General features: G+C 62.6%; 19 protein-coding genes. 6 read left to right on the plus strand and 13 right to left on the minus strand.

What is annotated here, in order from left to right; translation table 11 throughout:
- Positions 1-319 precede the first annotated feature (319 nt).
- From BWR02_RS02145 to BWR02_RS02155, 3 genes are all read left to right on the plus strand, one after another.
- Entirely contained in the window at positions 320-1,972 is a 1,653-nt protein-coding gene (locus BWR02_RS02145) for an alpha-keto acid decarboxylase family protein (protein WP_139556101.1), read from the plus strand.
- A 144-nt stretch (positions 1,973-2,116) separates the two neighbouring features.
- Positions 2,117-2,890: an Aq_1264-related membrane protein gene (locus BWR02_RS02150; protein ID WP_201276098.1), complete on the plus strand. Its 774-nt coding sequence runs from the start codon at positions 2,117-2,119 to the stop codon at positions 2,888-2,890.
- Between the two features lie 151 nt (positions 2,891-3,041).
- Positions 3,042-3,548, plus strand: a complete 507-nt coding sequence (locus tag BWR02_RS02155) for a peroxiredoxin (RefSeq protein WP_139556102.1) — start codon at positions 3,042-3,044, stop codon at positions 3,546-3,548.
- Between the two features lie 52 nt (positions 3,549-3,600).
- On the opposite strand, the gene BWR02_RS02160 is transcribed toward BWR02_RS02155, so the two are convergent.
- The 11 genes from BWR02_RS02160 to BWR02_RS02205 form a co-directional block, all read right to left on the minus strand.
- A complete protein-coding gene (locus tag BWR02_RS02160) occupies positions 3,601-4,614 on the minus strand; it encodes a Gfo/Idh/MocA family protein (protein WP_139556103.1) in 1,014 nt (337 codons plus the stop codon).
- 142 nt (positions 4,615-4,756) lie between these two features.
- Positions 4,757-6,661, minus strand: coding sequence for a thiamine pyrophosphate-binding protein (locus BWR02_RS02165; protein ID WP_139556104.1), 1,905 nt, complete (start codon positions 6,659-6,661; stop codon positions 4,757-4,759).
- A gap of 181 nt (positions 6,662-6,842) precedes the next feature.
- Positions 6,843-7,847 (minus strand): transaldolase, encoded by a 1,005-nt coding sequence (locus BWR02_RS02170; RefSeq protein ID WP_129884380.1) that lies wholly within the window; start codon positions 7,845-7,847, stop codon positions 6,843-6,845.
- 334 nt (positions 7,848-8,181) lie between these two features.
- Complete coding sequence (fbaA, locus tag BWR02_RS02175; protein WP_139556105.1) at positions 8,182-9,261, minus strand: class II fructose-bisphosphate aldolase; 1,080 nt, start codon at positions 9,259-9,261, stop codon at positions 8,182-8,184.
- 376 nt (positions 9,262-9,637) lie between these two features.
- On the minus strand, positions 9,638-11,650 hold the full coding sequence (tkt, locus tag BWR02_RS02180) for a transketolase (protein ID WP_139556106.1): 2,013 nt from the start codon (positions 11,648-11,650) through the stop codon (positions 9,638-9,640).
- Between the two features lie 405 nt (positions 11,651-12,055).
- Positions 12,056-12,589 carry a 6-phospho-3-hexuloisomerase gene (gene hxlB / locus BWR02_RS21185; RefSeq protein ID WP_129884377.1) on the minus strand — a complete coding sequence of 178 codons (534 nt, stop codon included), beginning with the start codon at positions 12,587-12,589 and terminating at the stop codon, positions 12,056-12,058.
- An 18-nt stretch (positions 12,590-12,607) separates the two neighbouring features.
- On the minus strand, positions 12,608-13,249 hold the full coding sequence (hxlA, locus tag BWR02_RS21190) for a 3-hexulose-6-phosphate synthase (RefSeq protein WP_129884376.1): 642 nt from the start codon (positions 13,247-13,249) through the stop codon (positions 12,608-12,610).
- Between the two features lie 252 nt (positions 13,250-13,501).
- Positions 13,502-14,164, minus strand: coding sequence for a hypothetical protein (locus BWR02_RS02190; protein WP_139556107.1), 663 nt, complete (start codon positions 14,162-14,164; stop codon positions 13,502-13,504).
- A 391-nt stretch (positions 14,165-14,555) separates the two neighbouring features.
- Positions 14,556-15,413, minus strand: coding sequence for an endonuclease/exonuclease/phosphatase family protein (locus BWR02_RS02195; RefSeq protein WP_236101831.1), 858 nt, complete (start codon positions 15,411-15,413; stop codon positions 14,556-14,558).
- Positions 15,414-15,456: 43 nt separating this feature from the next.
- Positions 15,457-16,134: a thiol:disulfide interchange protein DsbA/DsbL gene (locus BWR02_RS02200; RefSeq protein ID WP_139556108.1), complete on the minus strand. Its 678-nt coding sequence runs from the start codon at positions 16,132-16,134 to the stop codon at positions 15,457-15,459.
- 83 nt (positions 16,135-16,217) lie between these two features.
- Positions 16,218-16,820: a c-type cytochrome gene (locus tag BWR02_RS02205; protein ID WP_139556109.1), complete on the minus strand. Its 603-nt coding sequence runs from the start codon at positions 16,818-16,820 to the stop codon at positions 16,218-16,220.
- Between the two features lie 139 nt (positions 16,821-16,959).
- On the opposite strand from BWR02_RS02205, the gene yihA reads away from it, so the two are divergent.
- Positions 16,960-17,565, plus strand: coding sequence for a ribosome biogenesis GTP-binding protein YihA/YsxC (gene yihA, locus BWR02_RS02210; protein WP_236101833.1), 606 nt, complete (start codon positions 16,960-16,962; stop codon positions 17,563-17,565).
- Positions 17,566-17,870: 305 nt separating this feature from the next.
- Here yihA and pstS read toward each other — a convergent pair whose 3' ends face one another.
- A complete protein-coding gene (pstS, locus tag BWR02_RS02215; RefSeq protein WP_139556111.1) occupies positions 17,871-18,905 on the minus strand; it encodes a phosphate ABC transporter substrate-binding protein PstS in 1,035 nt (344 codons plus the stop codon).
- A 193-nt stretch (positions 18,906-19,098) separates the two neighbouring features.
- Positions 19,099-20,100, minus strand: a complete 1,002-nt coding sequence (locus tag BWR02_RS02220) for a COX15/CtaA family protein (protein ID WP_162559977.1) — start codon at positions 20,098-20,100, stop codon at positions 19,099-19,101.
- Positions 20,101-20,469: 369 nt separating this feature from the next.
- Here BWR02_RS02220 and BWR02_RS02225 point away from each other — a divergent pair, with 369 nt between their 5' ends.
- Entirely contained in the window at positions 20,470-21,777 is a 1,308-nt protein-coding gene (locus tag BWR02_RS02225) for a lipopolysaccharide biosynthesis protein (RefSeq protein ID WP_139556113.1), read from the plus strand.
- A gap of 145 nt (positions 21,778-21,922) precedes the next feature.
- Positions 21,923-23,290, plus strand: coding sequence for an esterase-like activity of phytase family protein (locus tag BWR02_RS02230; RefSeq protein WP_162559978.1), 1,368 nt, complete (start codon positions 21,923-21,925; stop codon positions 23,288-23,290).
- The last annotated feature ends 343 nt before the right edge of the window (positions 23,291-23,633 follow it).

Raw genomic sequence — 23,633 nt, forward strand, 5'->3', positions numbered from 1 at the left:
TCCACCGATCGACCGCCTACGCCAGCAGGTGCTGTCGCAGGAAGGCGTTCGGCCCCTCGTACGAGACCGGTTCGATGCGGTACGCGCTGAACTGCCGAGCCAAATCCGGGATGCTATCGCGTTGAGGGCGAAGCCCATCAAACACGCTGGCCGACGGACCCCGGGGCAACAGAATCAGGCGCGGCCGAGCCCTTAACAGCCGCGCGGCATCTATCGCCTCCCAGCGAACACCGCATTCCCCAAGCCGGGCGCCCGGCCGCTGGCCCTGACCGGATCAGCACGCGATAATGGACGACATGATCGCCGGGACACTCACGTCATGTCCGAAGTCGTCACGATAGGCGACTACCTGCTGCAGGGCCTGTTGCGCGTGGGCATTCGCCATGTGTTCGGCGTTCCGGGGGATTACATCCTCCGCTTCTATCAACAACTCGACGCAAGCCCGCTCGAACTCGTCGGAACGACGCGCGAGGACACCGCCGCCTTTGCCGCCGACGGTTACGCGCGCTGCCGCGGAGCCGGCGCGCTGGCCGTGACCTATGGCGTCGGGGCGCTAAGCGTCGTCAACGCAATCGCCGGTGCCCATGCCGAGTCCTCGCCCGTCGTCGTGATCAGCGGCGCACCCGGCGTGGTCGAGCAACAGAAGGACCCGCTGATCCACCACCGCTTCGGTCCGTTCAACTTCCAGCGAGAGATCTTCGAGCGCATCACGTGCGCCACGGCGGTGCTGGACGATCCGATGATCGCGTTCCGGCAGATCGACCGCACGCTGGCGGCCGCCCTGCATTACTGTCAGCCGGTCTACATCGAACTGCCTCGCGACAGGGTCGACACGCCGGGTTACCCGATGCCGGCGACCGACTCGCCGGAACAGACGAGCGGCGATGCCGGTTCCCTGCGGGAAGCGGTCGAAGAGGCCGTCACGTTGCTCGAGGCAGCCCAGTCGCCCGTGCTGATTGCCGGAGTCGAGCTGCATCGCCGCGGGCTGCAGCCGATCCTGATGCGGCTGGTCGAGCGGGCGCAATTGCCGGTGGCGGCGACGCTGACCGGGAAATCCGTGATCGGCGAGCGGCATCCCCTCTACCTGGGCGTCTACGAAGGTGCGATGGGTGCTGAAGCAACGCGGCAGGCAGTCGAGCAGGCCGACCTGCAACTGATCCTCGGCATGACGATGAACGATATCGACCTCGGTATCTTCAGTGCGCGGCTGGACCCGCAGCGGATGATACGTGCCAGCCAGGACGAGGTCGTGATCCGGCACCATCGCTACCCGGGCGTCGCGCTCGGCGACTTTGCCGCCGGGCTCGCGGAGCGGCTGGCGCCGCGTCCTCCGGCCAGGCTGGCGAACCGGGGCGATCGCCCGCTCCCCGATTTCCCCAGGGCCGGCGCAGCCATGACGGTCGCGCGCCTGATCGCGCGGCTGAACGATTTCCTGACACCGGATACCACCGTCGTCTCGGATACCGGCGACTGCCTGTTCGCGGCACTGGACCTCCGTGTGCACGACAGTGCCGCATTTCTCGCTTCGGCATATTACACGACGATGGGTTATGCGATGCCGGCCGCATTGGGCGCGAAAGTGGCGCGGCCCGAAACGCGCGTCCTGGTGTTGGTCGGCGATGGCGCCTTCCAGATGACCGGCACCGAATTGTCGACGATCGCGCGCCTGAAACAGGACACGATCATCATCGTCTTCAACAACCGCGGCTACAGCACCGAGCGCTATATCCTCGACGGACCGTTCAACGACATCGCCGCATGGGCTTTCCATCGACTGGGCGAAGTTTTCGGGCCGCTGCATGGGTATGATGCAGGGACCGAGGATGAATTCGAAAGCGCATTGATGGGGGCGGCCTCCGACCGCAGCAGGCCTAGCCTGATCAATGTGCATCTGGCGCCGGACGATCCGTCGCCGGCGATGCGCCGCCTAGGCGAGCACCTGCGCGCCCGCGTCGTCCGGGAGCCGCACTGAGCGCGCCCGTCGAGTTGCGCCGCGGCGGGCCCAGCCAGCCCAAAGACGATGTCGGCCAACCGCATAAGCTCAAGCCTGCCGAAGGGATCCGGCGAGGATGACGCAACTACCGAATACCTTCACTAGCCTCAGGAGCTCGATCGCATGATTCAAGTCACGACACTGGCAAAACTGCCACAAGCCTACAAGGTGCTGTTCACCGGATTCCTGATGGTCATCGGCGTGGGGCTGATGATGGCCGGCGCCCAGATCATGCTGACTCACGGTATGGCCGACGGCAAGCCGGGCCTGTCGCTCAACGATATCGTCTATAGCTACCACGGCAACCGCTCTGGATCGAAGCTCGAAAGCATGCTGAACGGACAGATGAAAGCCATGGCACCGGATGAAGTCCGGTTCGCCATCATCCAGTGGGCCCGTGACGAAGCACCGGCCGACGAGTGGAACTCGAAGATTCAGCCGCTGTTCCAGAAGCACTGTCTCTCCTGCCACAACGCCGAATCCGGTTTGCCCAACTTCACCGAGCTAGCGGACGTCAAGAAAGTGGCCGCAGTCGACGAGGGCGCCAGTATCGGGTCACTGACGCGGGTCTCACACATCCACCTGTTCGGCATCGCCTTCATCTTCCTGTTCGTCGGCTGGATCTTCGGGCTCGCCGAGTTCCCGCTGAAATGGAAGCTCGTACTGATCTCGACGCCGTTCGCCTTCCTGGTCATCGACGTGCTGTCCTGGTGGTTGACGAAATACCACCCGGTCTTCGCCTGGCTGACGATGCTCGGCGGCATCGGCTACTCGATCGCGTCGACGATCATGATCTTCACGTCGTTCGCGCAGATGTGGGCGCCGCGCAGCCTGTGGCCGACGATGTGGACCGGTGTCCCGTCCGAAGCTCCGCAGGAAGCGACGAAGGAAGCGTAGCGCCGGCTCGCCGCGCGGCAGCCCGGTGCTGTCGCGCGGCCTATGGCGTCTGCAGGTGCTTGACAATTTCCTGAGCGCGACGCATGGTTATCGGCCAGTTGCCGGTCAACGCCCGGCCGGCTGCTCATCCAAACGACCCACAGGAGTTCTCATGACCATCAAAGTTGGCGACCGCCTGCCCGAAGGCACCCTCAGCGAATCGACCGAGTTCGATTCGACCACCCACTGCCCCCTTAAGCCGCAATCGCTGGCCGTGGGCGAGCTGGTCAAGGGCAAGACCATCGTGCTGTTCGGTGTACCCGGCGCCTTCACGCCGCTGTGCTCCGCCCAGCATCTGCCGGGCTTTATAGCCCGTTGCGATCAATTCAAGGCCAAGGGAGTCGATGAGATCTGGTGCATGGCCGTCAACGACGGCTTTGTGATGGCGTCATGGGGACGGGAGCAAAAGGCCGACGGCAAGGTACGCATGATGGCTGACGGCAGCGCCCACTATGCGAAAGCACTCGGGGTGGAACTCGATCTGACCGAAAAGGGCATGGGCATGCGTTGCCAGCGTTTCGCGCTGGTCGCCAAGGATGGTGTCGTCACCTACGTCGGCGTCGAAGCGCCCGGCAAGTTCGAAGTGTCGAACGCCGAGACCGTGTTGGCGCAAGTCTGAATCGACCGGGGCGGCCTGGCGCCGCCCCGTTCTCACATTCTCACGAACTCGGTCAGACGAGTTTGACCGTCCGCTTCTCGGCGGCGGATTGCATTGCCGCATTGATCGCCGCACAGTTGAGCTTGGCATCGGCGAGCGACAGCGCCGGCGGCTTCCCGTTCAGCACGCAGTCGCTGAAGTGCTCGATCTCGAGCCGGAAGTGATTCGCCGGCGGCATCCGCTCGGTCACTTCCCAACCGTCCTCGGTCCACCAGGAAATCACCGGCACATCGCCTGGCAGCTGCCATACCGTGTGGCACTTGATGCCGCCCTTGCTGCCGATCACTTCGTATTCCGACCGGCGCGCTCGCTCGAAGCTAAAATCGAACAGCAGATGGCGGCCCTCGCCGTAATCCATAACACCACTCGTCGTGATGTCGGCGCCGCTGTCGACATAGCGGGCGATGGCCGTCACAGCCTTCGGAGCGCCATCGAAAAACAGCCGGCCCGAGTGGATCGCATAGCAGCCGATATCCCACATCGCGCCGCCGCCGCGGGCGACCGGCTCGACGAGCCGGTACATGCGCGCCGGCCGCATCGTGAACGAATAGGTCGCCCGCACCGTTCGCACCTCGCCGATCCGACCGGAGGCCAGGATTTCAGCCACCCGCGCATGTTGCGGATGGAAACGGTACATGAAGCCTTCCATGACCGTGACCTTATGTTTCCGCGCAGCGGCTTCGATCGCGTCGATGTCGGCAACGGTCAGCGCCATCGGCTTCTCGCACAACACGTGCTTCCCGCGTGCGATGGCCTTCAACGCCCATTCGGCGTGCTCGTGATTGGCCATCGGCAGGTAGACGGCCTGGACCCGTGCATCGTCCAGCAGCGGCTCCAGTGCATCGTAGGTCGCAACACCGGACTGCTGCGGGGCGTATTTCGCGAGCGTTTCGGCGGAGGCGCCGGGACGCCGGCTGGCAATCGCGACGAGTTCGGCGTTGGATGCCTCGACGATGGCCGGTAACAGGCGCTCGTTGACGCGCGCGGCGCCGAGGATGCCCCAGCGGAGTTTGGCTTGATCGGTCATGCTCGCTCCTGGTGTGTTCGAGGTGAATCGGAGCGCTGGCCGCACGGCAGCGGCACCGGAGGAAAAGGGGCCCGCCGCACTCGGCGTCGCCCCGAAAACGGGGGCCGCGAGACGCTGGGAAGCGCCCCGCGGCTCGGGGTCCTTAGCCGACCAGCGACTTGACCTTCTTCATGATACCGACCGGGTCGATACCCTGGTGCGGGAACTGCTCCCACAGACCGCCACAGCCTTCCTCGTGCGTGCCAAGGTAGGCGAATTTCGGCGTCAACCCGCGTTCGAGCAGCCAGGAGCCGAAGCGGCTGCCCAGGCCGGTCTTGCGGTTGAAGGCTTCGACGACCATGACGAACGGCGCCTTGCCAACCTTCGCCAGCATGTCCTCATCGACGACGTTCAGCGTCGGCTTCGCGATCAGGCCGACATCGATGCCTTCGGCCTTCAGACGCTCGACCGCATCCAGCGCGCGGTATAGCGACTCGCCATAGCTGACGATGTAGCCGGCCGTGCCCTCGCGGATGACCTCGTCCTTGCCCGGCACGAATTTGTAGCCGGCGCCGTAGAAGTCGTTGCCCTTGTCGTCCAGGATGTTCGGCGTCTTCGAACGGGTCGAGAAGATGAAGCGCAGACCTGGGTTATGGAACACCGATTCGACGACGGCCTTCATCTGCGCGGCATCGGCCGGGAAATACAGCTTGGTGTCGTAGCCGTCTTCCAGCCCATTGTCGGCGAACATGTTGTTGATCCCGAAATGGCAGGTGTTGTCCGCCATGTCGTCGATACCGGAGTGCGAGAAGTGGCACAGCACGTTGCACTTGTTCAGGCGCGCCATCGTGATCTCGGAGATGATCATCTCCAGGAACGCGCTGAAGGTGCCGAAGATGCCCTGCTTGCCCGGCTCCATGCCGAAGCCGGCGGCCGCGGCGAAGTTGGCGCGCTCCATGATCCCGGAGGGCACGAAGATGTCCGGATAGGCATCGTGGATCTTCTTCAGACCGCAGGAACCTTCCAGGTCACTGTCGATGACGACGACCTTTTCTTTGCGCTCGGCTTCGGTCATCTTGCCCAGCACCGACACGACCGCGTCGCCGAAGACGTTGCGGTTGGCATCGGAGTTTTTGCCGGAGCCCTGGTAGACGTAGGTGTCCTTGGGCTTCTCGATGTTCTTCAGGAAGTTCACGGCATCGGTATGGCCGCGCTTCTCGAGGTAAGCGATGGCCTTTTCGACCGAGATCACGTCGTGACCGTGGGTCGAGCCTTCGAGTCCGTCGATACCGGCGCACATCTTCCGCTTGTTGACGACCGCGAACGGGCCGGGGGCCACTGCCGCTTCGCACATCCGCCAGTAAAGCGATTCGAGGTCTTCGCCATCGCCTTCCGTGACCGTCAGGCCGTGAGCGGCCAGCGTCGCGGTTACGTTGTAGCCTTGCAGATAATGCGACGGATGGCCCGCGATCGTGACGTCGTTGTCATCGATGATCAGCTTGACGTTCAGGCGACGGGCGACCGCGATACGGGCGGCTTCGGCGTCGTTGCCTTCCTGCTGCGAGCCGTCGGAACCCAGGCAGAACACGATCTTGTCCGGGTTGGCCATTGCGACGCCGTTGACGTGCGGCCACATGTGGCCAAGCCGGCCGGAGCTGAACATGACGCCCGGCGTCAGTCCGAGTTCCGGATGGCCGGGCAACTTGGAGTGCGCGGCGCGGTAGTTGGTCAAATGCTCGAACGGCATATGGCCGTAAAGCGCAGACATCAGGTATTGGGTCGCGACGCGGTGGCCGGCTTCGTCGAAGAAGATCGGCACGAACTTGTTCGGGCTGCCGCGAAAGAAGGCATCCATGATCATCACTTCCGGCACCGTGTCATACGGTCCGCCGGTATGGCCGCCCACGCCGCGCGCGGCGCCGGTCGCGGTGAAGAACACAATCGCGTCGCGGCAGAACTGGATGTTGTTCGCGAGCGTTTCGCGCTGCGCGGCGCTGAGCTTCGGGTTGGCCGGATCCAGTTCCAGGGGCTTGAACGCGGCGGGATCGATCGGAAACTTGACTGTCATGTTGGCTGTCCTTGAGAGGTTTGGCGAATCGGAAAAACAGGGACCGTCGCGGCGACGGCAGGACGTCTCTGCGGTAGGGTCGGGCACGATCCCACCGACCGGCGAAATTTCTAGTCGCCGGAAACGAAACAGGCTTCGCGAGCGAAGCCTGTTTCGAGCAGTCCTGCGCTAGGCGGGCTTATCAGGCAGCCGCGCCAACCGCTACGCCGCTTTCCAGCTGAGCCAGACGGTTGGCCAGCAGCGCCTCGAGTGTTTCGAGAGCCTTCGCGAAACCGTCAATGCCTTCGCTGAGCTTGTCGGTCGCCATCCGGTCGGCCGCGTGCATCGCGTCGAAGGTTGCCTTGTCGACCGTGATCTTCGTGATGTCCATCGTTGCCGCATTGGCCGGATCGAGCTTGCGCACCAAGGTGCCCTCGGTTGCTTCGAGTTCCTTCAACAGACCCGGCGAAATGGTCAGCAGGTCGCTGCCGGCCAGTTCGGTGATCTCACCGATATTGCGGAAGCTCGCGCCCATGACTTCGGTCTTGTAGCCGAACTTTTTGTAGTAGTTGTAGATGGTCGTCACCGACAACACACCCGGATCTTCAGCCGGGGCGTAGTCCTTACCGGTGTCCTTCTTGTACCAATCCAGGATGCGGCCGACGAACGGCGAGATCAGCGTGATGCCGGCCTCGGCGCAGGCGATGGCCTGATGCAGACCGAACAGCAGCGTCAGATTGCAATGGATGCCTTCCTTCTCGAGGATCTCGGCAGCGCGAATACCTTCCCAGGTAGCCGCGATCTTGATCAGGACGCGCTTGCGGTCAATCCCCGCCTTCTCGTACTCCGAGATCAGGAAGTGTGCCTTCTTGACGGTGCCTTCGGTGTCATAGGACAGACGGGCGTCGACTTCGGTCGAGACACGGCCCGGGACGATGTCCAGGATCTTCTTGCCGAACGAGACGGCCAGTCGATCGAATGCCAGCGACAGGATCGCAGCCTTGGAAGCAGACTCGCCGGCATCCTTCTTGGCCTGCAGCAGCGTCTCGTCGACGATGACCTGGTACTCCGGCATCTGGGCCGCCGCCGTGATCAGGCTGGGGTTCGTCGTGGTGTCCTGGGGCTTGAACTTCTCAATGGACGCCAGGTCGCCGGTATCGGCTACCACTACCGTCATCTTGCGCAGTTGTTCCAGTAAGTTCGCCATAGTGTGTTACCTCGATTGGATGATGATCCTGCGGATGGTCGTCGTAGACCGATTCGATCCGGCTCGCATCGAGCCGATCGGTTGGCAGCCTCGGGATTCTACCGCAACTTTTTCGCCGATGGGAGATGGCGGAACGCAATGCCCGCGCCGCCGCCAATACCACTCGGCCAAGACTGATTCCGCACCACCAAACAGTGGCTTGCGGCACGGTGCGAAGCCGGGGACCACCCCATCACTCCGCTTTCGGTGGCGCCGTACACGGGGTCGGACCGCCCGTTCAAACGAAAAGGCCGATGCGACTGCATCGGCCTCTCCCGGAGACGAAAGATCCGCCCTAGAGCGAGTTCGTCGCGTTCAGATCGGCAAAAGCCTGTTCCAGGCGGGTGACCATGCTGACCTGGGCTGCGCGGACCCACACGCGCGGGTCGTAGAATTTCTTGTTCGGCTTGTCGTCCCCTTCCGGGTTACCGATCTGGCCCTGCAGATAGCCTTCGTTCTTGATGTAGAACTGTCGGATGCCGTCCCAGTACGCCCACTGCGTGTCGGTGTCGATATTCATCTTGATGACACCGTAGCTGATGGACTCCGCGATTTCCTCCGGGCTGGAGCCCGAGCCGCCGTGGAACACGAAGTTCAGGGTGTTCGCCGGCACGCTGAATTTCTCGGACACATAGGCCTGGGAGTCGCGCAGGATGGTCGGGGTCAGCTTAACGTTGCCCGGCTTGTAGACGCCGTGCACGTTGCCGAACGACGCAGCGATCGTGAAGCGGTGGCTGATCTTGCTCAGGTGGGTGTAGGCGTAGGCCACGTCTTCCGGCTGGGTGTACAGCATCGAGTGGTCCAGACCGCTGTTGTCGACGCCGTCTTCCTCACCACCAGTCACACCGAGTTCGATCTCCAGCGTCATGCCCATCTTCGACATGCGCTCCAGGTACTTGCCGCAGATCTCGATGTTTTCCTTCAGGCTCTCTTCCGAGAGATCGAGCATATGCGAGCTAAACAGCGGCTTGCCAGTGCGCTCGTAGTGCTCCTCGCCGGCATCCAGCAGGCCGTCGATCCACGGCAACAGCTTCTTCGCGGCATGATCCGTATGAACGATGACGGGCACACCATAGTGCTCGGCCATCAGATGCACGTGACGTGCGCCCGAGATCGCGCCGAGGATGTTGGACTGCTGACCGTCGAGCTTCAGACCCTTGCCGGCAACGAACTGCGCGCCGCCGTTGGAAAACTGGATGATGACGGGCGACTTGACCTTCGCCGCCGCCTCCAGCACCGCATTGATGGAATCGGTGCTGATGACGTTAACTGCCGGCAGGGCCATCTTGTTGGCCTTGCAGGCTGCGAAGACTTTCTGTACGTCTTCACCGGTAACGACGCCAGGCTTAACGATGTCTGAGATTTTCTGTGCCATATCACTCATCCTGTTGCGGCATGCCTAACGCACACCCAAAGTTGCCAGAGGAGAAATCGCAACGTGCGAGACTGCGCTCGCACGGAACGGTCGAACTGCACCTCGCTGAGGTTAGCGATTACCGAAACGAGGACCGGGGCTCAACCCTGCCGCAAGGCGTCAGGCCGAGGACCGGACCACTCCTTCGTGGCGGCCGCAGGTGCAGGGCCGCGCGCGATTACCCGGCCATGCGACCGGGGAGCTGAGGGGACGGGACGGAGCCCCGTTCCCCAGCCGGGAAGTCTCCCTTCAGGGAAGCCGTGGTTTATTCAGGGCTTCCCGCCATGCAGGGAAATATCGCCAAAACCAAGCCAGTACGGCTTGTGTTCGGAGTTCCTTAGAGTACCGCTTCGACGTGCTTGACCACGTTCTCCGCAGTGAACCCAAACTCCTTGAACAGCAGGCCCGCCGGCGCCGACTCGCCGAAGCGGTCCAGACCGAGGACCTTGCCGGCGCTGCCGACATACTTCCACCAGCCGTCGGTGACACCCGCCTCTACTGCCACGCGCTGCGTAACGGACGGCGGCAGCACGGAATCGCGATAGGCCTGATCCTGAGCGTCGAAGACGTTGGTCGACGGCATCGAAACGACGCGGATCTTCTTGCCTTTGCCGCTCAGCTCCTCGGCCGCCTTGACAGCAATTTCGACTTCCGAACCGGTCGCAATGATGATGGCATCCGGCGTGCCGGCGCAGTCACGTAGCACGTAGCCACCGCGCGAGATCGCCTTGATCTGCTCTGGGGTGCGGCTCATGTGAGGCAGGTTCTGCCGCGAGAAGATCAGCGTCGAGGGACCTTCGGTGCGCTCGATTCCTTCCTTCCAGCAGACGGCAGACTCCACTGCATCGCACGGACGCCAGACGTGCATGTTCGGGATCATGCGCAGGGTCGCGGTCTGTTCCACCGGCTGATGCGTCGGGCCGTCTTCGCCCAGACCGATCGAGTCGTGGGTGTAGACGAAGAGCGTCGGCGCCTTCATCAGGGCCGCCATGCGCAGGGCATTACGGGCGTACTCCGAGAACATCAGGAAGGTCGCGCCGTAGGGCTTGAAGCCGCCGTGCAGCGTAATACCGTTCATGATGGCCGACATGCCGAACTCACGCACGCCGTAGTAGACGTAGTTGCCGTTGTGGCCTTCGGCGTTCACGTCCTTGCACCCCGACCAAAGGGTCAGGTTGGAACCCGCCAGGTCAGCCGAACCGCCCAACAGTTCCGGCAGCAAAGGGCCATAGCCATTCAGGGTGTTCTGGGAGGCCTTACGGCTGGCGATGGTCTCGGCCTTCTCGTTGACCTTGGCGATGAACGCAGCGGATTTCTCGGCCCAGTCGCTCGGCAATTCGCCGGCCATGCGGCGCTCGAACTCGGCCGCCAGCTCCGGGAACGCGCTGCGATAGTTCTCGAAACGGTCGTTCCAGTCGCCTTCGGCCTTGGCACCGCACTCCTTCGCATCCCAGCCTTCGTAGATCTCTTCCGGAATCACGAACGGGGCGTGCGGCCAGCCGATGGTCTCGCGGACTAGCGCCACTTCATCGTTGCCCAGCGCCGCACCGTGGCATTCTTCCTTGCCCTGTTTGTTCGGGGAGCCCCAGCCGATGATCGTCTGGCAGCAGATGATCGACGGACGGTCGGTGACTGAGCGAGCCTCTTCGATCGCCTTCTTGACGGCTTCGGGATCGTGACCGTCGACCTTGGGAATCACATGCCAGCCATAGGCCGCAAAGCGCTTCGGCGTGTCGTCCATGAACCAGCCCGGCGTCCCGCCATGGCCACGAACCTCACCGTCGATCGAGATGTTGTTGTCATCGTAGAAGGCGATTAGCTTGCCGAGCTTCATCGAACCGGCCAGCGAACACGCTTCGTGCGAGATGCCTTCCATCAGGCAGCCATCGCCCAGGAACGCATAGGTGTAATGGTCGACGATCTTGTGGCCTGGACGGTTAAACTGTCCGGCCAGAGTGCGCTCGGCGATGGCGAATCCGACGGCATTCGTGATGCCCTGACCCAGCGGACCGGTGGTGGTCTCGACGCCGGGCGCGTAACCGTATTCCGGGTGGCCCGGGGTCTTGGAATGCAGCTGACGGAAGTTGGCGAGTTCTTCCACCGGCAACGCGTAGCCGGTCAGGTGCAACAAGGAGTAGAGCAGCATCGAGCCATGGCCGTTCGACAGCACGAACCGGTCGCGATCCGGCCACTTCGGGTTGGCGGGGTTGTGGCGCAGGTAGTCGTTCCACAACACCTCGGCGATGTCCGCCATTCCCATCGGAGCGCCCGGATGTCCGGAGTTCGCTTTCTGGACCGCATCCATGCTCAGGGCGCGGATGGCGTTGGCTAGTTCTCGGCGCGAAGGCATGTTCTTCTCCTTAGTTGTTTGATGAACAAAAATCGCTTTATTATCATCAGCCCGACAGCCAAAGTCACGCGCTTGCCGAGGCCGGGAGGCCGACGTACTGAGCGTCCCTCCGCGAGCGCAACGTTATAGCGGGAAAAGGGGGCGTCGAACAGTCAGTGTTTCTTGGGTGAATCATAAGGTCGGGCAATCTGCGAGGCGCTGCGGGATTCCGACCGGGCTCTCTATTGGCGCATGGACGCGCAAAAGAAAGCCACTTCCTTCATACACTTGAACGGCTAAGGCCCCTCCCGTCGGCAACCGTGTTACCGCCCGGGAAGGGCCTTAGGTCACTGGCGACCGGGTTCGAGACCGTGGGGTATCGAACTCGGTCACCACCAACTGGATCGGGGCATGCCCCGGATACGATTACTCCAGATTGGCGTGACGGGTCCTCATCTCTTCTTCCGGAATGCCCTTCTCGTGAATGATGTGGGCGATGGTCGCCTCCAGGAACATCAACGTCGAGAGTTCGAACGTCGTGCCCATGGGCATGCCCACGACCTTTCCGTACTGCTCCGGCGAACCGATGCGGATCACCATGTCGGCCATGTCACCGATCGTCGAACTGGTCTTGGTCGAGATCAGCCCGATGTAGGCTCCCAGTTCCTTGGCCCGCTTCGTGAAGGCGATCATCGTTTCGGTCTCGCCCGAGCCCGAAATCACGATCAGCAGATCACCCTTGCGCAGGCTGGGCGTCACGATTTCCCCAACGACGTAGACGTCGTAACCGCCATGCATCAGCCGCATGGCGAAGAATTTCGCGATCAACCCAGACCGGCCGGCACCGGCAACGAAGATGCGGGACGCTTTGTCCAGCAGTTCCGTAAGCTTTTCATCATAGGTCGAATCGGTAGCCTCAAGGATACCGGAAATCTTATCTATGATAAGTTGCTGATGCATATGAAGTCCTGGTAGAGATTAAACAGCGCTGGCGAGTTCGAAGATCTCGCGGGCGGCGTCGGCCGGGGACGGCGCACCGTAGATGGCCGCACCGACCACGACGATGTTGGCACCCGCCTTCGCAACCTGCTGAACCGTCGACTGCTTGATGCCGCCGGCAACCGAGACGCGAACCGGCAGACCCAGCTTCGTGATCGCCTGGAGATCGGCGAACGGCGTCTGGCCTGCAGCCTGAGCGTCGAGACCGGTGTGAACGCCGATGATCTGCGCGCCCATCTTGGCGGACTCGCGTGCGCAGCCCACTTTGTCGGGAACATTGATCAGGTCGACCTGAACTTCGGCGCCGTGAGCGTTGGCCGCCTTGATCACACCAGCGATCGTCGGCAGACCCGAGACGCCCAGCACGGTGCAGATGTCTGCGCCAGCGGCATAAAAAGGAGTCGCCTCATATTCGCCGGCATCCATCGTCTTGAGGTCGACCAGCAGCAGCTTGTTCGGGAAGCGGCGCTTCAGTTCCTTGACCAGCGGAACCCCATTGTGCTTGATGCAAGGCGTGCCGATTTCGAAGATGTCGACGTACGGGGCTGCCAGCTGTGCCAGCTTCAGCGTTTGGTTGACATCCAGGGAATCCAGCGCCAATTGAATCAGTGGTCGTGCCATTGTATTTTCTCCGATGTTTTATCGTTGGTTAATGGGGTGGCCGATTGCTGCGAGTGCAAGCAGTCGCTAAATGCACTGTTTCTCAACTGTACAGAACAAAGAACAAACCTGTCAACGCACGCCGCTCGGCTCGATCTTGCGGAACACCCCTTTGAGGACTCTGCGGTTCAGCGTCGTGGCTAACGGCGATGGAGGTCGCCGAAAGCCCACTCATCGAGCCGGACATGGTGTGCAACGTCTCGGGGTGGCGAACTATCCCACCTTCTTCAGATACTTCGCAACTCCGGTCTCCGCACCGCCGGCGGAAGACGACGCCGCGGGAAGGCTCTTCAGATACTTGGCAACGCCGGTCTCCGCAGCGGCGGATGCGGCACCCTGGATACCCTTCAGGTACTTGCTGACGCCCGTTTCAACGGTCACACCCAAGGTGCTGCGCAAGTAACTTGCCACGCCGGTTTCACCCGCCAGACGTCCAGCCGGAGCCACTGCCGCGGGGGCGGATGCTGCCGGAGCACCTTCCCCAGCGCCCGAGCGCTTCTTCCAGAAGAACAGCCCGGCGAGCGCGAGCACGCCGATACCGATCAGAGGGGCGTTCTCCGACAGGGGATTGCCAGCCTTTTCACTCGCGGCGGCCGCCTTTGCCGGCGCCGCGGAAGCCGTGCTTGCGGACGAGGACGCGCTTGAAACCGTGGCCGGACCGGTCGCCTTCTTGATCGCTTCGGCATCACGGTAGAGCACTTCCGGCTCGAAACCGGCCGGATATTTCGTGCTGTCCGCCTTCGCTGCCGGCGCCGCTGCAGCCGGGGCAGGGGCCGGCGCTGCCTTCGTGGCGCCTCCGGACTTCTCGATGTAGTCGCTATCCTGATAGATCACCTCCGGCTCGAAACCAGGAGGATAGGTCGTGGCGCCCGCCATGGGGCTCCCCAAAGCGGAGGCTGCAAGCAAACTGGCTATTAAGTTCTTGTTTTGCACTTCATTCCCCTCTCGGTCGGAATAGTTGGATTAGGGCACAGCCCATCACATAGGCCGTACTGGCCGGCACCGCGGGCAGTATAAGGGCTCGTTCTGGTAAAAGGAATATATCCGCGGTGCCGACAATCGGGACCTCCGGGAGCTTCGCCGGAACCCGGGCGGGAAGAATTCCCCGTGGTGGACGAAACGGCGAGAACCCACGCGCCTAGCATTCCAGCGGGGCAGGAGCGCATCTTCGAAACGCAGCGGCTGCCCGCTCCGCGAGCCGCCGGACCAGCCTCTCCCGCTCCCGCGAGACCGAGGGCAGTCATACGCGGACGGACGGCAGCGTCCTTTAGAGGTTGAGCGCGAGGCCGTCGGGCAACCGCACCTCCATCGCGATCGGCAGATGGTCGGAGCACGGAAAATTGAGCACCCGGACATGTTCGGTCCGCAGGCTCGGCGTGACCAGGATGTGGTCGAGCATCTTGTCCGGATGCCAGCTCGGAAAGGTCTTCAGGTCACACATCGGATCGCACAGATGCGTCGACTCCGCCAGCAGGCGCAGTTCGGGCGAACCGGGCTCGCAGTTCAGATCCCCCATCAGGATCACGTTCGGGAAGTGGCTGATCAGTTCACTGACGAAGCGGACTTGCCGCAATCGCGCCCGACGGCTCAGCGCGAGGTGCAGCACGCAGACATAGAGCGCGTGTTTGGAAGGCTTGCCGAAGCGCGCGACGACGGCGCCGCGACCTGGCAGCCCGGGCAGCTTGTAATCGTGGACCTCGTCGGGACGCAGGCGGCTCAAAAGGCCGTTGCTGTGCAGCGCGATGTTGCCGAAACGGCGGTTCACCTGGTTGTGCCAGTGGGCGAATCCGCCATGTTCGGCCAGGTACTGTGTCTGGACGATATGGTGGCTGCGCGCACCGCCGCCGTCGACTTCCTGCAGCCCGACGATGTCGAACGGCTTCAGGATCTGGGCGATCCGGTTCAGGTTCGGCAGCCGCTTGGTCGACGGCCAGATGTGGCGCCAGCTACCCGTGATGTAATCGCGATAGCTGCTGGTGCTGATGCCGGTCTGGATATTGAAGCTGGCGACCTGCAGCACCCGCGGCCGGGCGCTGGCGCCCCTGTGTGCCAGGGGCGCGTAGCCAGGAGAGCCGCCGGAGGGCGGCTCGACCAGGAACGAGGCATCCCCTACCTTCAGGGTCACTGTCCGTGCAAAGCGACGGGTAAGGGGCTCGTGGAGGCCGCGCTCACTTCTTTGCCGGTTTCAGCGCAGCGCTCTCCTGAGCGATCAGCTGATTCATGATCTCGATCATGCGCGGAAATGATTTGGCCAGCGACCCGCTGGTGCGGTACTTGCCATTGATCACGACGGCGGGCGTGCCCGTGATGCCATAGCGCTGGGCCATGGTCGCCGCCTGCCGCATTTTCGTGTCCACCGCGAATGACTTATAGGCTTTACGGAAATCGGCCTCCGCGACGCCGTGCTCCTTGAAGAACGGGGCCAACTCATCCTCTGTCTCGAGCTTGCGGTTCTGGTTCTGGATGGCTTCGTAGAAGTCGGCGTGCATCTTGTCCAGAACGCCCAGCGCTTCGGCCGTGAAGAAAGCCTTCGCATGCGCGCCCCAGCGCTCGTTGAATATGGCCGGCTGACGGATGAACTCGACGTTGTCCGGCTTCTTCTTGAGCCACGCATTCAGGTCGGGCTCCAGATGGTAGCAATGCGGACATCCGTACCAGAAAAACTCCAGTACCTCGACCTTCGACGGGTCGACAGTGGGCTGCGGCGGCTCGACCATCTCGTAGCCGAGGTCGGGCCGCGGGCTGTGGTCGGTCGCGAACAGCGCCGGTGACGCAATCAGCGCGCCCAACGCCAGCCAGAGCGAAACAGCGGTCCGTGCGAACGTCCTTGGAAAGTGTGTCTTCATGATGTTGTCGATGTCTCGCAGCCTCGTGGATCAAACAAAACCGGCGCCCGCGCGGACGACACTGCGCAGCGCCTCGGGGCGACTCAACGCAAACCCGCGATGTATTCCGAAAGCCCCGTGATTTCCTCGTCGGTCAAGTGAGCCGCCACGACACGCATCATCTCGTTGGTGTCGTTGTAGCGGGCCTTACCCTTGAAGTCGTGCAGGGTCTTGCTGAGGTAGGCCGCATACTGCCCCCGCAGCGCCGGGTAACCGGCCGGCTCGTTGCCCTTGGCTTCAGGCCCGTGACAACCCGTGCAAGCCGGTACACCGCGCTGGGGATCGCCGGCCCGGTAGATCGTGCGACCCAGCTCGTTCTCCTGGGCCGCCTCCACCTGAACGGCCTGAGCGGCATAGAACGCGCCAATATCGGCCATGTCGTCATCGCTCAGGGCCAGGGCCATGGCGGTCATGGTCGGTTCCGGACGCTTCTCGGTCTTGAAATCGTGCAACTGTTTCGTCAGGTAACTCGCATGCTGCCCGGCGAGCTTCGGGAAGATGGGCGCGGCCCCGTTGCCGTCAGGGCCGTGGCAACCGCCACAGCTCTCGGCCTTTTGCTTGCCTTCGGTCGGGTCTCCGGCACCGAGTGCGACCGGTGCCGCTAACGCGGCCGCCGCGCTGAGCAGGACCCAGAGAATTCGTGTCATGGAATGCCTCGTCGATCAGAGGTGTGAAAGGCGCGCCCTGTGGAAGGTCCGCCTTCCCGAGAGCCGCGATTTTACGATGGCTGCGGAAATATAGGTAAACTTTGAGGCCCAACGCAAGCCCAGCCGCGCCCTGCCCAACGTGACCCAATCCCGATATCACCGCAGTCACTTCCTCACCAGCGCTCCAGCCGTCAAGGACGCCCCGCCAGACGAAGGCGCCGAAGTGGCTTTCGCCGGACGATCGAACGCCGGAAAGTCCAGCGCCATCAATACGATCGTGATGCAGAAGAATCTGGCGCGGACCAGCAAGACGCCCGGGCGCACGCAATTGCTGAATTTCTTCGAGGTCGATCCCGAACATCGGCTCGTCGACCTTCCCGGCTATGGCTACGCGAAGGTCAGCGCCAAACAACGCGGCACCTGGCATCGCGTCGTGGAAGCCTACCTGGCCGAACGCCAGAGCCTCGCGGGCATCTTCCTGGCGATGGACATCCGCCATCCGCTCACCGATTTCGACTGCCTGATGATCAACTGGTGCGGGGAACTCGGTCTGCGCGCCCATATCTTGCTGACGAAGGCGGACAAACTGGGACGCGGAGCGGCCAAGGCCACGCTACTGCAAACGGAGCGTGCCCTGCGCGAAGGGAACGATGTGCGGACGACGGTTCAACTGTTCTCGTCGCTGGACCGCACCGGCCTTGATCAGGCGCACGCCACCCTGGACGATGTGCTCGGGTATGGCTAGGGGATAAGTGTTCTGGAGCGCTCATGCGGCGCGCCGCATAAAAAGGCTCCGAAGCGCAAAGGGGCAGCGCCTCGGAGCAAATCCCCGACTTGGGGAAGCCGGGATTGAAACTACTCATAAGGGAGGAGATGAGTAGTCTGCGTCGTTCCAGACACGTAACCCTATGACTGCCTCTCCGCGAAAGAGTTCGACCTCTCGCGACAACGGGCGCAGCGCTACCTATCGGGCACCACGGCGAGTCCGCGCACACCGTCACCGGGACCGTATGCCGGTCCTATCCCGGAATGCCCGCCAGTCCCATCGACTCATCGTATGTTGCCGGCCGCGCTTCGCACCCGCTGCACGACCGCCTCGGGGAGCGGAATGTATCCCAGCTCCGCAGACTGCTTCTGTCCCTCGGTCAGACCGAACTCGACCAGTTCTCGCAGCACGCGGGCTTTGTCGGGATCGCTGTTGTCCTTGTAGAAAATCATCCAGGAGAACGTCGCGATGGGATAAGCGGTCGCGGCTTCCGGATCGAGGACCCACGCGATCAGATCCTCCGCAAAGCGCGCGTCCGCCAGCGTCGCCTCGCCACCGGCAATGCCCGGCATGACGTAAGTGCCGGCTTTGTTCTGCAAGCTGGCTATAGCCACGCCCGCTCCCCTGGCCTGAACGTAATCCACATACCCGATCGCCCCTGGCGTGCGCTTGATGACTTCGATGACACCGTCGTTTTTCGGTGCTGCCACGAAATGGTCGAAGTGTGGCCATTCAACGGTGTTACCGGCGCCGGGCCCGTCCTTCCATTTCGGGCTGACCGCGCTTAGATGACTGGTAAAGACGAACGTCGTGCCGCTGCTGTCGGCTCGCCGGACCACGGTGATTGGCAGGTCGGGCAGGGTCACCCCCGGGTTGGCACGGACGATTCGCGCGTCGTTCCAGCGACGGATTTCCCCCAGGAAGAATGCGGGATACACGCTGCGCGGCAACTTCAGTTCAGCCGTCATGCCGGGCAGGTTGTAAGCCAACACGATCTCACCCGCCGTCATGGGCAGGAGTTGGACGCCACCGGGCACTTTGGCGATATCCTCGGGCTTCATCGCCGAATCGCTCGCGGCAAAATCGACCACCCCATCGAGGAAATCGTGAATCCCTGCGCCGCTGCCCTTGGCGTGATAGGCAATGAGGACACCTTTATGGCTCTTGGAGAAACGCTTGAACCACTCGTCGTAAAGCGGGGCAGGGAAGCTTGCCCCGGAGCCCGACAATCGCAGCTTTTCATCCCCGGCGGCGCTCGCCGAAATCAGAAGACTCACCAGAACGCCCGCGACAACACGATGAAAAGCTATTTCCAACATAGCGTTACGACTCTTTTCTGAAGGACACCCAGACGATGCATGGGATTGTGGGCGCGTACGATGGCCCGCGGCCCAAAAGCCGTCATCTTCTCATCCGATGCTTTCGGAGCAGCGCCAAGGCAACACGCAAGCCGTTCAAACCGGCGTGGTCGGCTCAACCCGCGTCGCTGCGTCTACGGCGGGGAGGAAACGCCTAAACCCGCCCCTCAAGGCGGAGGCTCAAATAGACGAGGCTCAGTAACGAGAGACCGGCCAGTAAAGTATGCGCGACAACCGTTGTGACCGGTAGCCGGAACATAACCGCGGCGATGCCTGTCCCTGTGGTCGCAAGCACCAGCAGGCCCAGGAGGAGCGCGGCGGGACGCAAGTCAGCATCTCGTCGATGCCAGGCCATGATGACCGCAATCAGCGTCAAGGCCACACCGAGTAACAGCCCGCTGATGCGATGCGCCCAGTGAATCGCGGCCCGTTGCTGCTCTGGCAACCACACAAGGCCGTTTTGGGACGCCCCCTGCTGGCCCCACGCGAAATCGCTGATTTGATCGGACTCTGGCCACAGCTGCTGCAGACAGGCCGGAATCTCGGAACATGCCAATCCCGCCTGGTGGGTGCTGGTCCATCCGCCGACCAGCAGCTGGCTGAGCAGCAAGAGCAGAGCGATCCGGGCCGCCCAGCGTCTTCCGGGGCCTGCCCCTCCGAAGGACGACGCTGCGCGGGGCTTCGAATCGACCGCCAGATGCGTCAGAAACAAGGCCAGCAGGATCGAGTAACCGAGAAGCAGATGAGCGGTTACGGCCAACGGCAGAAGCGCGTGCTCCAACGTCCACAAGCCCAAAGCCGTCTGCATGACCACCATGCACACGCTGGCCATCGCCCAAAACGTGGCCTTCGGACGGTTGTCAGGAAGCGTCCAGACCAAGGATGCCAGCAACAGAACGCTCAGACCGACTGCCCCAGCGACGTAACGATGCGTTTTGATGTCTAGACGGACCCGGGCCATCATTTCGGCCGTCTTCCTGCCGCTAGCGCCTGCCCGAAGACTGCGGTCGGGCGGACTGTCCGGCTGTTGCACACAAGCGGGCCAGGGAGCGCAGCGACTCTCCGTATCCGCGCTTCGGACATAGGCGCCCAGGGCAATCGTCGCGAGTGTCAGGATGACAGCGATGAGCGCCAGCGCGCGAACTACCCCGACCAAATGGCAACCTCGGAAAAGAGTGGCGTCGAACCCGCGACTCCGCCGGCAGACCATCCCTCAGGGTTGGCCCAGTTCCGCGCGGGCGGTGCATTGCGCCGCATCGTACCCAAATCTCCGGGACAGCATCACCTTCATCAGCGCGACCCATTCACAGCCCTTCGGGAACGCAGACCGGCCGACATTACGGCTGGTGACGACGCGCAGGCCGAACGGACGTCAACTGCGCTACTCTAACCGGGACATCCCGCTATCCCAAAAACGGAAATCAACTGGCTTGGCGACCGACCCTCCCCTTGTCTCAGCCCTGTGACCGCTCTTTCCGGACCTGATCCGACGACAGAGGCGCCCCCCCGGCCGCGTTCAGCAGAAGTGACCGGAACCGGCACCTTCCTGTCAGGCGAAAACTATTCCCGGCCGTTGGGTCTGGCCGGCCTTGCCGTCGCCAATTACTTGCTGCTTTATGTTGCCAACATCGCGGTAGCCCGCCACCTCAATCCGGCAGACTTCGACGACTACAGCGTGGCATTGTCGATCGTGACGGTGCTCAGCACCGTCTCGACACTCGGGCTCGAGAAATACGCCTTGCGGTGCCTCCCCGTTTATCGGGAACGCGGGGACTGGAGCCATGCCCGAGGGTTTTGGCGCTTTTCCTTACGCACCACCGCCGGTGTCAGCCTCGGACTATGGGCAGGGCTCTCGCTGCTGCTGGAGATGGTCTTGTACAGCCGTCACGCTGACTCACATGTGGCGATCCTGTTGCTGGTTGCGTTCCTGCCCGCCATCACTGCGACGCTGTTCCTGGTGGAGGTTGCCACTGCCATGGGAGAAAAAATCCAGGCGGTTGTGATCTACCGCTTCCTGCTGCCCGCGAGCTTTTTCGTGCTGGTGAGCATGAGCCGCCTGTTTGAACTGCCGAGCAGCGCAGCCATCGTGGCGCTGTGCTACGGACTTTCCTGGCTGATCTCGCTCTCGGCCATCGGCTTTCTGGTCCGGTACGCCATGCCTGTTGAATTCTGGCACACGGAACCCGCGTACCTCCGCAAGAAATGGCTGCGGAGAGGCGCACCGTTCCTGATGAACAGTTCGATGCTAAGCCTGATGGCGAGTTCGGGCGTCATCATTCTCGAGTTACTGTTCACCTCCGAGACCGTCGTCGGCACGTTCGCTGTCGTCGCGCAAACGGGAACATTCATCGTGTTGCTCGCCAACACGATCAATCGGTTCTATCTGCCCCTGATCTCGCTGTATCTGGAGCGGCAGGACAAGGTCTCGATGCGCCGGATGGCGCGCCATCGAATGCTCGTGATCGGGATGCTGGTAATGCTCTTCCTGACGGTTGTCTTCAGCGTGGGGGAGGACATTCTCGGCTGGTTCGGGCCCGGCTTCCGCGAAGGCTATCCTGCGCTACGGGTCATAGCAGTGGGAGCGTCGATCAACGCGCTGTGCTCCGACTCGCCCTATTATCTTCAATTCATGAAACAGGAGCGGGTCGTGTTCCTGTCGACTGCCGCGGGGCTACTGATCAACCTGACAGCCACTGCGTTCCTCAGCGCCCACGCCGGCGCGCTCGGTGCCGCCTATGGCTACGCTCTATCGATGGGGTGGGTGTTCGCGCTGCAGCGCGTCCGGGCCGCTCAGCATGTCAGCCGGCACCTGGCCCAGGACGGACAGCCTTAAGAATTCTGTAACATTTCACTGGCACCATGCACATTGGCAGAACACCACCATGTGCGAAACCAAGTGTTCGCCCCGGGGGTTCCTGCGAATCGTTCTCTTCGCGCCTCGGCACCCCTTGTCACTCCGAACACCGTCGAACGTCCCCATGAAACTGTCTCCGATTCTGTTGTCTGCCACTCTGGCCTTGTCAACGGCGACGTTACCCGCGCAAGCTGCGGTCACATTCATCGGCGAAGGCTCGATTCCCGGCGATGCGGTGGATCAGTCGAAGCTCGACCGCAAGCTGGAAGACGGCGCGTCACCCCATAATCGCGTCGGCGGCCTGGGTTCGGCCATCACCTACAGCGGTAACGGGAACTCCTATCTCGCACTACCGGACCGCGGACCGGCGGGCGGCAAGACATCCTATTTCAACCGTTTGTACAGAATCGATATCAAGCTGGCCAAACTCGCCGAGAACCGGTATGCGGTGGAACCGGCGCTGACGAGCACCTTGCTGCTCCGGACCGAGGACGGTAGGCAGTTCACCGGGCATGCTGCCGCGTTCGATGCAATCAATTCGCCTGACGGTCTGCGGCTCGACCCCGAGGGCCTGCGCATCAGCGGGTGCGGCCACACCGCGCTGATCTGCGATGAATACGGCCCACACATCTACGAAGTCGACCTCAAGTCCGGCAAGCGCATCCGGAACCTTCCCGTGCCACGAAAATTCCTCGTCGACTTCCCCTCGGAGAACCCCGACGAAGAGAAGAGCAAGAATCTGACCGGTCGTCAGCCCAACCGCGGCTTCGAGGGGCTCGCGATCACACCCGACGGAGCGCGCCTGCTGGCAGTGATCCAGCAACCGCTGCTTCAAGACGGCGCACTGGGCACCGACCGCAAGCCCGTCGGGGTCAACTGCCGTATCCTGGAAGTCGATCTGCAAAGCGGCGCCGTACGCGAGTACATGTACGTCATGGAGCGTCCCGCGAACGGCCTGAGCGAGATCCTCGCGATCAACGATCACGAATTCCTGATCATCGAACACGACTCCAAGCCGGCGGCCGAAACTACCTTCAAAAGCATCTTTCGCGTCGATCTCAACGGCGCCACCGATGTCCGGTCCATCAAGGCCTTGCCGTCGACCGGCAATACGGTGAGCGACGGCGGCGGTACGAATCAGGTTACCCCGGTCGCAAAAACACTGTTCGTCGATCTGTTGCGCGCCGGCATCCCGGACATGCCCGAAAAGGTCGAAGGACTGACCTTCGGGCCGGATCTCGGTGACGGACGCCATCTGCTGATCGCTTCCGCCGACAATGACTTCGCCGGAGACCGCGCGAGCCGCTTCATGGCCTTCGCGGTCGATCCCGCCGATCTTCCCCGTTATCAGCCGCTCCCCCGAGCAGGCGCCGGACCGAACCACGCCTGTTCCACCCCCCTCAACCGCGTAGCCTCCGGGCAGCCGGCGCACAGCAAGGAGCGGGGCTCACACACTGCCCACACGAAACTGACGCGCCTGGGCTCGAACTGACTTAGGGGCGGCCCAGCGGCGTCAAGGAAAGCCTGACCCGCCCCCGAGAACCCTGACCACGCGACGACGATGCCGATGGATCAATGCCCCGCGCCGGGTCACGGACGCTCTGAATTTATTCAGGTAGGGCGAAACCGCCTCTTGCGTCGCCGACTCCGTACGAAGCGAGCACGGCTTTTGTTCAGATTTTCCTTGGGGTAGCCTCTCGCCACTCGGCGCCGGCACATCGGCGCGGCCGCATCTGTGCGAGGCGTTGATTGGAGCATCCCTGAGGCCTGGCCGAGGTGCAGCTTCAAAGCCGGAGCCAGGCTGGAGCTGGATAAGCTTGGTCGTTACCGGGGCG

Source organism: Methylotetracoccus oryzae, from assembly GCF_006175985.1.
In the GTDB taxonomy this organism is placed as follows: Bacteria; Pseudomonadota; Gammaproteobacteria; order Methylococcales; family Methylococcaceae; genus Methylotetracoccus; species Methylotetracoccus oryzae.

What these genes read in the sequence shown, in the direction of transcription:
- fbaA (WP_139556105.1), bottom strand. Translation starts at nt 9,261, where the DNA reads ATGGCACAGAAAATCTCAGACATCGTTAAGCCTGGCGTCGTTACCGGT.
- BWR02_RS02150 (WP_201276098.1), top strand. Translation starts at nt 2,117, where the DNA reads ATGATTCAAGTCACGACACTGGCAAAACTGCCACAAGCCTACAAGGTG.
- pstS (WP_139556111.1), bottom strand. Translation starts at nt 18,905, where the DNA reads ATGTTGGAAATAGCTTTTCATCGTGTTGTCGCGGGCGTTCTGGTGAGT.
- BWR02_RS02145 (WP_139556101.1), top strand. Translation starts at nt 320, where the DNA reads ATGTCCGAAGTCGTCACGATAGGCGACTACCTGCTGCAGGGCCTGTTG.
- hxlB (WP_129884377.1), bottom strand. Translation starts at nt 12,589, where the DNA reads ATGCATCAGCAACTTATCATAGATAAGATTTCCGGTATCCTTGAGGCT.
- BWR02_RS02190 (WP_139556107.1), bottom strand. Translation starts at nt 14,164, where the DNA reads ATGGCGGGCGCCACGACCTATCCTCCTGGTTTCGAGCCGGAGGTGATC.
- BWR02_RS02230 (WP_162559978.1), top strand. Translation starts at nt 21,923, where the DNA reads ATGAAACTGTCTCCGATTCTGTTGTCTGCCACTCTGGCCTTGTCAACG.
- BWR02_RS02170 (WP_129884380.1), bottom strand. Translation starts at nt 7,847, where the DNA reads ATGGCGAACTTACTGGAACAACTGCGCAAGATGACGGTAGTGGTAGCC.
- BWR02_RS02165 (WP_139556104.1), bottom strand. Translation starts at nt 6,661, where the DNA reads ATGACAGTCAAGTTTCCGATCGATCCCGCCGCGTTCAAGCCCCTGGAA.
- BWR02_RS02155 (WP_139556102.1), top strand. Translation starts at nt 3,042, where the DNA reads ATGACCATCAAAGTTGGCGACCGCCTGCCCGAAGGCACCCTCAGCGAA.
- tkt (WP_139556106.1), bottom strand. Translation starts at nt 11,650, where the DNA reads ATGCCTTCGCGCCGAGAACTAGCCAACGCCATCCGCGCCCTGAGCATG.
- BWR02_RS02205 (WP_139556109.1), bottom strand. Translation starts at nt 16,820, where the DNA reads ATGACACGAATTCTCTGGGTCCTGCTCAGCGCGGCGGCCGCGTTAGCG.
- BWR02_RS02200 (WP_139556108.1), bottom strand. Translation starts at nt 16,134, where the DNA reads ATGAAGACACACTTTCCAAGGACGTTCGCACGGACCGCTGTTTCGCTC.
- hxlA (WP_129884376.1), bottom strand. Translation starts at nt 13,249, where the DNA reads ATGGCACGACCACTGATTCAATTGGCGCTGGATTCCCTGGATGTCAAC.
- BWR02_RS02160 (WP_139556103.1), bottom strand. Translation starts at nt 4,614, where the DNA reads ATGACCGATCAAGCCAAACTCCGCTGGGGCATCCTCGGCGCCGCGCGC.